The organism is Micromonospora zhanjiangensis (assembly GCF_042650605.1).
Taxonomy (GTDB): Bacteria; Actinomycetota; Actinomycetes; order Mycobacteriales; family Micromonosporaceae; genus Micromonospora_J; species Micromonospora_J zhanjiangensis.
This window is the reverse complement of the sequence record NZ_JBHSBN010000008.1, coordinates 219,628-229,629: the sequence shown is the minus strand read 5'-3', so window position 1 is coordinate 229,629 and position 10,002 is coordinate 219,628. Positions and strand designations below refer to the sequence as shown.

11 protein-coding genes are annotated in these 10,002 nt (G+C 70.0%); all 11 read right to left on the bottom strand.

All coding sequences use genetic code 11. From position 1 onward, the window contains the following. Positions 1–5: 5 nt before the first annotated feature. The 11 genes from ACFOX0_RS14865 to gndA all read right to left on the bottom strand — a co-directional run bounded on the left by ACFOX0_RS14865 (position 6) and on the right by gndA (position 9,932). Positions 6–665 carry a hypothetical protein gene (locus ACFOX0_RS14865; RefSeq protein WP_377545826.1) on the bottom strand — a complete coding sequence of 220 codons (660 nt, stop codon included), beginning with the start codon at positions 663–665 and terminating at the stop codon, positions 6–8. 5 nt (positions 666–670) lie between these two features. Then, positions 671–1,024 carry a hypothetical protein gene (locus ACFOX0_RS14860; RefSeq protein WP_377545824.1) on the bottom strand — a complete coding sequence of 118 codons (354 nt, stop codon included), beginning with the start codon at positions 1,022–1,024 and terminating at the stop codon, positions 671–673. Continuing rightward, a complete protein-coding gene (locus tag ACFOX0_RS14855) occupies positions 1,008–1,403 on the bottom strand; it encodes a YbaB/EbfC family nucleoid-associated protein (protein ID WP_377545822.1) in 396 nt (131 codons plus the stop codon). The genes ACFOX0_RS14860 and ACFOX0_RS14855 overlap by 17 nt, the downstream gene beginning before the upstream one ends. A 140-nt stretch (positions 1,404–1,543) precedes the next feature. After that, a complete protein-coding gene (locus ACFOX0_RS14850; protein WP_377545821.1) occupies positions 1,544–2,524 on the bottom strand; it encodes an SseB family protein in 981 nt (326 codons plus the stop codon). A 2-nt stretch (positions 2,525–2,526) separates the two neighbouring features. Further along, the gene (locus ACFOX0_RS14845; protein ID WP_377545819.1) at positions 2,527–3,606 is read right to left on the bottom strand and encodes an HNH endonuclease; all 1,080 of its coding nucleotides are present in this window, start codon (positions 3,604–3,606) and stop codon (positions 2,527–2,529) included. Next, positions 3,603–4,214, bottom strand: coding sequence for a hypothetical protein (locus ACFOX0_RS14840; RefSeq protein WP_377545817.1), 612 nt, complete (start codon positions 4,212–4,214; stop codon positions 3,603–3,605). The genes ACFOX0_RS14845 and ACFOX0_RS14840 overlap by 4 nt, the downstream gene beginning before the upstream one ends. A gap of 28 nt (positions 4,215–4,242) precedes the next feature. Beyond that, the gene (locus tag ACFOX0_RS14835) at positions 4,243–6,348 is read right to left on the bottom strand and encodes a hypothetical protein (protein ID WP_377545815.1); all 2,106 of its coding nucleotides are present in this window, start codon (positions 6,346–6,348) and stop codon (positions 4,243–4,245) included. Positions 6,349–6,355: 7 nt separating this feature from the next. Next, positions 6,356–7,354, bottom strand: a complete 999-nt coding sequence (locus tag ACFOX0_RS14830; RefSeq protein WP_377545813.1) for a hypothetical protein — start codon at positions 7,352–7,354, stop codon at positions 6,356–6,358. Between the two features lie 130 nt (positions 7,355–7,484). After that, the gene (locus tag ACFOX0_RS14825) at positions 7,485–7,778 is read right to left on the bottom strand and encodes a WXG100 family type VII secretion target (protein WP_377545811.1); all 294 of its coding nucleotides are present in this window, start codon (positions 7,776–7,778) and stop codon (positions 7,485–7,487) included. 43 nt (positions 7,779–7,821) lie between these two features. Then, a complete protein-coding gene (locus ACFOX0_RS14820; protein WP_377545809.1) occupies positions 7,822–8,163 on the bottom strand; it encodes a WXG100 family type VII secretion target in 342 nt (113 codons plus the stop codon). A 305-nt stretch (positions 8,164–8,468) separates the two neighbouring features. After that, positions 8,469–9,932, bottom strand: coding sequence for an NADP-dependent phosphogluconate dehydrogenase (gene gndA / locus ACFOX0_RS14815; RefSeq protein WP_377545807.1), 1,464 nt, complete (start codon positions 9,930–9,932; stop codon positions 8,469–8,471). Positions 9,933–10,002: the final 70 nt, after the last annotated feature.

Sequence of the window (10,002 nt, the reverse complement as noted above, 5' to 3'; positions counted from 1 at the left end):
ACGTGTCAGGGGCGGGTCAGCCGCTTTGCCACATATTCCCGGGACCATTCGACCGGTCGACCTCCGCCGCCGGTCACCGTCCACTTCAGGACGTCGACCGTGCTGCCGTACTCGCAGAAGAACTGGTGATAGGAGAAGAACTTGACCGAGGTTTCCCCGTTCGAGTTCTCGACCCTCGGCGGTGCCACCAGGCTGGGATCGGCGTACGGGTACCGCTCGGCGAAGGCGTCGACGTCGGTGACCAGCTCACCGGCCGGCATCCCCTCGTGCACCGAGAGCGGCTCCACCACCGGGCGGTCGATGTCGCCCGCAGAATAGAACGCCGCCAGCAGTTCGGCGTAGTCGATCGGGTCCAGGTCGTCGCCCAGCCGTCGGCCGAGTTCCCGGATCACCTCGACGTCGTTGAGAAACCACTCCTCGCCGTTCCGGCCGAACAGGAAGCCGTAATTGCGGGCCGTCCACTCGGTCCCGCCCTCCGCCGTCACCCGCACGGCCTCGTCGACCCAGGATTCCCGGCTGACCCGCCAGTCGGCCGGCTGTGCCGTGTAGGCGTACCAGGAGGTGCGGAAGGAGACCTGGTCCGGCCAGTCCTTCCGGCGCTCGATCGTGAGGCCCGGGCGGACGAGGTGCCGGCGCACCGCCTCGATGATCCGATCCGCGTCCACCCCGGTCAGACCTGGACCTGCTTGATGTCCGTCCCACCGGCGTGGTCCTCGCCCTGGTACTGGTTCATCCCGCGGACAACGTTGCCACCCAGCTTGGCGAGCCCGTCGCCGGCCTTCGACATGCCCTCGGAAACCGAGTCGACAAGCTTCTCGTCGCTGCCCTCGGGCTTCATGTTGTAGGTGGTCTCGAAGCCGTGGCCGAACTTGTCGTTCCCCCAGGGTCGTTCGCCCTCCACGCCGTGGATCTTGCCTTGGACGGCGGTCACCTTGGCCTTGAAGGTCTCCGCCAGCCCTTGCAGGACGGCGCCGGTCCCGGCGACCTCGTTCGGATCACCGTCGATGTCAAGATACGTACCCATGGCCGTCCTCCTTCTTGAGAATGGTCGGCAACTCGGAGTCGTGACTGCGCATCATCCGGTCCATCGGGGTCTCGTCGTCGCGGCCGATGCCGAGCCCGAGGCCCCGGTCGTCGGGAAGGACCTTCTCGACGAGCTTGCTGGTCTTCTTGTTGGCGTCCTCGACGGCCGCCCGCACGGTCGCGACGATCGCCGCGGCGAGCGCCTTGGAGTTCGGGTTGCGAAAGACCCGAGGGTCGATGTCGAGGTCGATGAGCTGACCGCGCGGCCCGACCGTCGCCTTCAGCAGTCGGTCGTCCGACCAGGCGGTGCCGGTGACCTCGAGAATCTGCTGCCGCGTCTCCTCGATGTTGTCGAGGCTGCGGTTGAGGTCCTGGATCACACCCTGCAGCGCGGACCACTGCGGACGTTCCACGGCTCCTCCCCTCCCCCGTCACCCACGCAGCCGGAACCACCGGCGCGTCGGCCTTCCCCTGAGAATAGATGATGCGCGCACCCGGCACACCGGCGCGACCGCCCGCCTCAGTCCGAGCCGCGCAGCAGGTCGGCGATCCGGCCGTCGGCCGGCAGTCCGACCGGCGGTCCGCCGTCGTCCGCCGCCGGGACCCGGTCGCCCCGGTCGTCCCCCTGGCCGTCCCGGTCGTCCTGGTCGCCGACGACACCGCCGTGCCGTCGCCGGAGCAACTCGTCCGCGTACTCCCGCATGCCCGGGATCCGGCCGCCGTCGAGGACGAACGCGATCGGTGCACCGGGGTTCACCGCGAGCTGGTACGCCGGATCCGGCCACCTGTTCAGCAGCTCGACCATCTCCATCGGCAGGGTGGTCATCAGCAGACCGGACTCCGCCAGGTACGCGTCACACCGCTGCTGGGAGGTGAAGACCACGACGGTGGGCACCCCGTCGAACTCCAGGCCGTCGTTGCAGACCAGCACCCGGCTCATCACCAGCACGTCCAGCAGCAGATCGCCATCGATTCGGACGAGCGCCTCACGCAGCGCCGCCTCGGTGTTGTTCGCCGGCTCGAACTCCCGCCGCGGGTCGGGCAGCGGCAGGTTCATCAGCGGGACGTGTTCCGGTTCCACCAGCATCACGATCGGTGTCCCGGGGTTCACGGCCAGGCCGGTCGGGACCGGCTGGCCCAGCTCCGGCCAGGCCCGGGCCAACTCGTCCATCGAGGTCTGCCGCCAGCCCTCGGCGGACACCGCCCGCCGCATGGCCTCCACCGAGGTGAAGACCAGCAGGTACGGCACGCCGTTCCGCTCCTTGACCAGCACCCGTTGCCGCGGTTGTCCGGCCTGGTCGGCGTCCGCGCCGTCGGCGGTCGGGCGATCGCGGTCGGCGTCGTCGAACCCGGGAAGCACCAGGGGCGCCTCCAGCAGGATCCGCATCGCCTCGTCGAAGTCCTGGTCGGCGAGCACCAGGCCGAGCCGGCGCTCGATGTCGTTGGCCGGCTCCCACCGCGGCACCGGCTGCCCGCCGGTCGGGGTCAGTTGCGTGTCCATCGTCAGCGCGCCTCGAACATCCTGGTCAGCGGATCCTGGTACGGCTGGGTTGTCACCGGCTGCCAGGGTGGACGCAGCTTGGCCGGCAGGCCGGCACCGGTGGCCTCGTCCCGGACCTCGGACACCAGCCCGTCCCCGGCCCAGCGCTGGGCCAGGTCGAGCAGCGGTCGGGCGGGCCGGGTCAACGCCGACCAGAAGTCGTCGATGGTGTCCGCGCACCGGTGCAGCAGGTGGGTCGAGATGTAATCCGGGCCGAACGCCTCCCGGGCCCGCGGGTCGTCGTCGTCCCAGTACCAGACGGAGTCCAGGTCGTCGCCGGAGACCTTCACCGCGAGCAGTCCGCCCTGGACGTAACCGATCGGCAGGAAGTCGACGGTCAGCCGGTCCCGGACCCACTCCAGCGCGTAGGTCAGGTCCTGGTGCCGGTCCTCGCGGGCCAGCCCGAACAGCGGCTGGTCGGCGACGAAGCCGTGGCCCGGCAGCACCGCAGGCTCCGCCGGCCCGGCACCGTTCGTCGCGGCCAGGAACCGCTGGTACGCCGGTGGCAGCGGCCAGCCGAGCATCCGTCCGACAAGTTCCATCACGTCGTCCGGCACCTCGTCACCGTCGGCCTGGCCCACCGGTTCCGGTACGGCGTCGACGCGCAGCCCCCGGTCGGTCACCGGCAACGTGGTGATCCCACCGGCGTGCAGGTACGACCCGTGCAGTTCGGCCGGGACCAACGCCAGTCGGCGGGAGTTGCCGACGTGGGCCCAGCACCAGCCGGCCGGCGTCGGCACCGCTTGGCCGTCCGCGCCGGTCGGCGCCCAGAGCGGGTCGCCACCGTCCGCGTCGGCGGTTGCCGCCAGCAGCGCGTTCGCGGCGAGGACGTCGACCACCCGGATCTCGTCGAGGGTGAGGCCCGGCTCCGGTGGGGGCAGCTCGACCACGGCCCGCGCGCACAGCGACCAGACCGGGAACCCGGCCGGGTCGACCAGCACACCCGGCCGGTAGCGCACCTGCAGGGTGGGCGAGCCGGGATGGATGACGCCCATGGCGAACCGAGCACCGGGCAGCAGGTCGCCCGGGCCGGGTGCGGTCATCGTGCCAGCTTCGCGAAGGTGCCGTTGGCCACCCGGCCGAGTCGTTGCGGGGTGTCCGCCGGCAACGCGTCCGTGCCCTTGTTCGGCAGGGAGATGGAGACCTCCAGGATCAGGTTCCCGTCGTACGTCACGACCTTGACCTCGTACCGGTCCACCGTCCAGTACGCGTCCGTCCCGACGCCGGGCAGGTCGGTTGTCTTCGTCTTGGCCAGGCGACGCCCGGTGTTCAGGAACTCCTGCCCGAACTTGGCACTCCCGGCCAGCTGTGGGTCCACGGTGAAGACGACCACCGTTTTGGCGGACCGGAGGAACCTCGTGCAGACCCCGGAGCTGTCGGCCAGCGGCTTGCCGTCGAAGGTCGGGTAGAGCTCGGTGATCGCGGTGAGGTCAGCGACCGCGCAGATCGACGACGGCAGGGTGTAGGTGCGTCCGGCCGCGGTCGGCGCGGTGGCGGGCGCCGACGTGGCGGCGTCGGTGGCCGGTCGGTACTTGTCCGCCGGCACCCCGGACGCGTCGGGCTTGGGATCGGCTCCGCCGCATCCGGCGAGCCCCGTCAGCAGCAACGTGCCGGACAACACCGACGCGACGCGTCGAGCGGGCTGCCCCATCACACCTCCTCGGGTCACCGCGCGGACTCTACCCGTTGGCGGTGGAGCCACCGAGCGTCGGTTTGGGTTCCGGCGTGGGAGCGACCCGCTGTTGGGTGGCGCCGTCCAACACCCCGCCACCCGGGGTGGCGACCGTCCACGCCTCCTCCTGGTCGAGAACCTGACGAATCTTCTCGAACTCGTCGTCCATGGTGGGGCGGATCCGCTCCGCCTCCTTCCGGCGGGAACCGATCTGCGCCTCGTACCCCTCCCGGACCGGCCGCTTGCCACGCAGGACGCCCTTCTCCTGCGCGGTCTCGGCCACCGGACGCTCGGCCCGCCCGACGACCGGCCGGGCCGTGGGCACCGACGGCGCGGTGAAGTCGGACCTGCCCGCCGTCGTGGACAGCGGACGTGGCGGTGGCGGCAGCGTGCTGGACGGCTTGTCCGGCTTGCGGCGGTTGAGCACCGGCGGGGTCGTCGCACCGGGACGCAACGGCGAACCGGTGCCCGACGACGGCGGCTGCCCGATCGCGGGGGACCCGGGATCCCGCCGCTGGCTGCCCCGCGTCGGTGTCGCACCGGGGGCCCGCAGCACCGGCCGGGACGCGGCCGGCGGGGGCCCTCCGAACTGGTTCGACTGGCCGGTGGTGGACCGCGGCGTGCCCGGCGTCGGCTCGCCCGGGGCGCGCTGCTGCCGGCTCGCCGGCGGCGCACCGGGCGTGCCCCGGCCGGACTGCGGCTCGTTCTCCGAGCTGCCGGGGCGCTGGATCTGTCCCCGGTCCCGGCCCTGCTGACCGGTTGTCGGCTTGCCTTTCAGCGGCGCCTGCGGCGGCGGCGCACCCGGCTGTCCCTTCATCGGTGACTGCGGCAGCGACGGAGGATTGGTGTTCTGGAGCTGCTGTCCGGCGTTGAACGCCTGCTTGTTCAGCAGTCCCTGGACGCCCTTGCCCTGGCCGGGCAGGTTGTTCAGCAGGTTGTTGGCGTTGTTCCGCAGCGCCGGGTCCAGGGTCGGCGCGCCCCGGGGCCCCAGCAGCCCGGTCGGTGGCTTCTGACCGACCGGCAGCGGCGGTACGACCGGCGGAGGCATGGGCGGGACGACGGTCGGCACGGGGGGATTGACGATGTTCCGGGTGGGCGCGTCGACGTCCGCCCTCGGATCGGGCACCGAGTCGGGGTCGACCGAGGGCTTGTCGATGTTCGGCCGGTCCTTCAGGTCCGGCTTGTCGATGTTCGGCTTGTCGACGTTTGGCTTGCCCACATTCGGCTTGCCGACGTTCGGCTTGCCCACGTTCGGCTTGCCCACGTTGGGAACGGTCGGGGCGATGATCTTGGCAAGGAAGTTCGGGTCGGGCATGACCGCGTCGGTGGGGCCCTCGTAGACGGTGGACGAGCCGCCGCGGAGCTCACCGTTCATCACCGAGTGGTATTCCTTGGCCATGCCGAACTGGATCTGACGGGCCTGGATGCTCCACCAGCTCTCCAGGTTCTTCAGGTCGGTGACGTACTGGTCCTTCATCTCGCCGGACAGGTCCTCGACCTTCTTGTCCTCGAGACCGTAGTGCTTCAGCCAGTCCTTGCTGTAGCTGACCATGGCCTGCTTGTACTGCTCGTACAGCTCGTTGATCTTGCCCTGGTGGGTGGGGATGGCCTGCGCCAGGGTGAGCGTGCCCATCCAGTTGGAGTACGCCGCGTCGTGCCAGTCTTCGAGCGACTTGAGGGTCGCACCGGGGCCGCGGGCCAGGAAGGCGTTCGCGCCCTGGCCGCGCCAGCCGCCGTTGTTGCCCGGCGTGCCGTCGCCGCCGTTCTTCAGGCCGAGTGCCGCGTTCCGCACCCTCTCCCGGATGTCCTCGATGACCTGGATGACCCGGAACCACTTGTCGGCGAGCCCGTACATCGCCGTCGGGTCCTGGGCCAGCATCCGCTTACGGATCTTCTCGATGCTGTCGTTGGCCAGCAGGCTGTTCTCGTTCTCCTTCTGCTGGCCGCTGAGCTTCGGATCGTCCCAGTTGATGGTGTCACCGGGATACTCACCACCGGACTCCACCGGCGGGTAGTGGGACATGTCCTCGCCCATGTGCCGGGCGATGAAGTTGTTCCTCCGTAGCCGCTCGTTGCCGCCCGGGGTGTAGCCGAAGTAGTCGCCGTCGCCCATGACGCCCTCAGTATCCGATGCCGTACTGCTTGATGCCGTCCTTCGTGCCCTGGGTGCCGAGCTTGTTCACCGCGCTCTCGACCGGGCCCTGCTCCTGCTCACCGGAGCGGTGCTGCCCGGTCTTGACGGTGGTGGTGTGTTCCGGATCCGTGTGCGTGGCCTTGCCGTCGGAGTCCACCGTGGCCGTCTGGTTCTTCACCGTGATGGTGCCGTCGTCGGCGGTGTTGGTCTTCGTGGTGGACCGGGTGCCGCTGCCCTTGTCGCCGTCGTAGGTGGTGCTGGTGACGGTCCGGTTCTGGCCCTGGACCTCCTGGCTCTCGCGGTACAGGAGCTTGCCACCGGGACCGTAGACGGTCGTCTCGGTCTTGGTCTGGCCGTTGCCGTACGAGACGGTCACCACCTGCTTGGACGAGCCGTCCGAGAAGTTGTAGACCGTCATCCCACCGAACGGGCTGTAGGACGAGGTCGCCAGGCTGTTGTCACCGGTCAGCGCCATCGCGTTCTGCCCGGCCTGCTCCCGCATCCGCTGCTCGTACTCGGCGTAAGTCTCGTACTTGCCGAACCCCTTCGGGGGCTTGGCGCCCGGGTCGGAGAAGGCGAAGGCGATCGTGTTCACGTCCGCGCCGGAGTGGAAGTCGGTGTCGTTGTACGTCTGGGCGATCACCACCGCCGCGGACCCGATGTTGCGGACGCCGTTGAGCACGTCGGTCATGAAATGGCTGAAGTCGCTCTGCCGCTGCGTCATGAGCCGGGCCAGCTGCGCGCCCTCGGGTAGGACGCCGGCCCCGCCGGCCGGTGGCGTCAGGAAGCTGCTCCGGATCAACTGGGCGAGATCCGCGACCTCCATCTTGGCCGGCCCGGAGGCGTCCATCTGGATGTCCAGCATCTCCTTGTAGTACGCGCCCATGTCGGTGATGTTGACGTTGACGTCGCCGCCCGCGAAGGACTCGTACGGCTTTGCACCGCTGCCGGAACCGCCCCCGGTGTCGTCCCTCGGAATACCCACGCTGTCCTCCCCCGTGGTCGCCGCCCCCGGCGTCGAGCCTCTTACCAACCGTCCGTGTCCCGCGGCGGGACACGACGCGGATGGTGCCGGCGGTCCGCGATCGACGCGCGCCGGCACCACCCGCGGTGAATCACATGCCGGCGGCGATCCGGCCGTCGGTGGCGTGCATGCCGTCCGAGGCGGCGGCCAGCTTGGTGCCGAGCGTCGCCAGCGCCTGCTTGATCTCGGTGGCGCCCTGGTTCCACTTGGTCCGCGCCTCGTCGCAGGCCTGGCCGGCGGCACCCTGCCAGTCGCTGGCGAAGAGCGTGGTGAACTGGGTGTAGAGGTCCTGCAGTTGCTGGTCCATCTGCCCCTGGAAGCTGGTGATGGCGCCGGCCACGTCGGTGATGGCACCGAAGTTGTAGGTAATTCCGTCGCTACTCATTGACTTGTCGCCTTTCGCGGGTCTCGGCTACCGGTTCGGAGTCTCAGCCGCGCAGCGCGCTGATGACGCTGCTGTTGTGGGTGGCCGCCGCGGCCGACCGGATCTCCTGCGCCGCGTCGTCGTCGTGCACGCCGTACTGGGTCGAGGCGTCACTGATCTTGCCAGCCAGCTCGTCCAACGCGTTCAGCACGGTGGTGAGCCCGTGGTTGAGTTCGCCGGAGACGCTCTGCAGCGCGTTGTTGGCGTTGCCGCGCATGCCGGCGCCGCTCAGGCCAACGATCCGGTCGAGCAGGCTCGCCATGCCCCGGGCGATGTCGTGCCCGGTGTCCTCGCACGTCTGCGCCATCTTGTTCAGCTGTGCCTGGGTGGCATGTACCTGGCCCATGCCTGGAGTATCCGTCAAGGTGGATTCACCCCGTCCCTCTGTCGTGCCCCCCGCGTCTGGGAGCCTCCCCTTGAGGCGCGCGAATCCTCGCCCGCCGTATCTCGCAATATGAAGGTAGCGCGCTTCGTCAAGCCGGGCTACCCGGTACCCACCGATACTTGTCATTGCAAATTATCGCCCGTGATCGGCGGAAAACCGGTCGTAGTCGCGGCGGCGAAAGAGATCGGGCGCCGGCGATGTCGCCGGCGCCCGTGGGAGCGATTCCAATCTGGACGGCTCACACCGCCCGGGGGGAGCCCGCCGGATCAGGCGGGGGACTCGGTCCGGTCACCCGCCCACTCGGTGTGGAAGGCACCGTCGGCGTCCACCCGCCGGTAGGTGTGCGCGCCGAAGTTGTCCCGCAGCCCCTGGATCAGGGCGGCCGGCAGCCGCTCGGTGCGCAGCGCGTCGAAGTAGGCCAGCGACGAGGAGAACGCCGGGGTCGGCACGCCGACCCGGGCCGCGTCGGCCACCACCCGCCGCCAGCTCGGCACCCCGTCCGTGACGGCCTTGGCGAAGTATGGTGCGACCAGCAGCGACTTCAGGTCGGGCTGCTCGTCGTAGGCCTCCCGGATCCGGTCCAGGAACCGGGCCCGGATGATGCACCCACCACGCCAGATGGTGGCCACCGCGCCCCGGTCGATCGTCCAGTCGTACTCCAGGCTGCCGGCCTGGATGTGGTCGAAGCCCTGGGCGTAGGCCACGATCTTCGAGGCGAACAGCGCCTTGCGGACGTCCTCGATGAAGCCGTCCCGGTCGTCGATCCGCCAGTCCGGGTCACCGGCGGCGTCGGCGAACGTCCGACGGGCCACCGCCCGCTGGTCGGCGTGCCCGGACAGCGAACGGGCGAAGGTCGCCTCGGCGATGCCGGTGATCGGGATGCCCAGGTCGAGCGCGCTCTGCACGGTCCACCGACCGGTGCCCTTCTGCTCCGCCTGGTCGACCACGACGTCGACGAACGCCTTGCCGGTGTTCGCGTCCGTGTGTGCCAGCACCTCGGCGGTGATCTCGATCAGGAACGACTCCAGGTCGGTGGAGTTCCAGTCCCGGAAGATCTCCGCGATCTCGGCCGGCGACGCGGACAGCCCCGCCCGCAGCAGGTCGTACGCCTCGGCGATGAGCTGCATGTCGGCGTACTCGATGCCGTTGTGCACCATCTTGACGAAGTGTCCGGCGCCGTCCGGCCCGACGTGGACGCAGCAGGGCGTGTCGTCGACCCGGGCCGCGATCGACTCGAAGATCGGCCCGAGCTTGGCGTACGACTCGGCGGAGCCGCCCGGCATGATGCTCGGCCCGCGCAGCGCGCCCTCCTCACCGCCGGACACCCCGGTCCCGACGAAGTGCAGGCCCACCTCGCGCAGCCGCTCCTCCCGGCGCCGGGTGTCGGCGTAGTGGGCGTTGCCCGCGTCGACCACGATGTCGCCGGCCTCCAGCAGCGGCACCAGTTCGTCGATGACGGCGTCGGTGGGCGCACCGGCCTTCACCATCACGATGACCGCCCGGGGCCGCTCCAGCGAGGCCACGAAGTCCTCCAGCGACTCGCTCGGTACGAAGGTGCCCTCGGTGCCGTGCTCGGCGACCAGCTTGCGGGTCCGCTCCGGGCTGCGGTTGTGCACCGCCACCGCGTACCCGTGGTGGGCGAGGTTGCGGGCCAGGTTCCGCCCCATCACGGCGAGCCCGGTCACCCCGATCTGCGCCGTGCCCCGTGCCTCCGTCGTCTGTCCAGTCATCGTGCCGCCTGCCTCATGCTCGTCCGACGCCATCCGGTCTTCCCCGTTCGTCGAACCTATCTTGGATCAC

Coding starts and splice junctions, on each gene's coding strand:
- ACFOX0_RS14860 (WP_377545824.1), bottom strand. CDS start 1,024: ATGGGTACGTATCTTGACATCGACGGTGATCCGAACGAGGTCGCCGGG.
- ACFOX0_RS14850 (WP_377545821.1), bottom strand. CDS start 2,524: ATGGACACGCAACTGACCCCGACCGGCGGGCAGCCGGTGCCGCGGTGG.
- ACFOX0_RS14845 (WP_377545819.1), bottom strand. CDS start 3,606: ATGACCGCACCCGGCCCGGGCGACCTGCTGCCCGGTGCTCGGTTCGCC.
- ACFOX0_RS14840 (WP_377545817.1), bottom strand. CDS start 4,214: ATGGGGCAGCCCGCTCGACGCGTCGCGTCGGTGTTGTCCGGCACGTTG.
- ACFOX0_RS14835 (WP_377545815.1), bottom strand. CDS start 6,348: ATGGGCGACGGCGACTACTTCGGCTACACCCCGGGCGGCAACGAGCGG.
- ACFOX0_RS14825 (WP_377545811.1), bottom strand. CDS start 7,778: ATGAGTAGCGACGGAATTACCTACAACTTCGGTGCCATCACCGACGTG.
- ACFOX0_RS14820 (WP_377545809.1), bottom strand. CDS start 8,163: ATGGGCCAGGTACATGCCACCCAGGCACAGCTGAACAAGATGGCGCAG.
- gndA (WP_377545807.1), bottom strand. CDS start 9,932: ATGACTGGACAGACGACGGAGGCACGGGGCACGGCGCAGATCGGGGTG.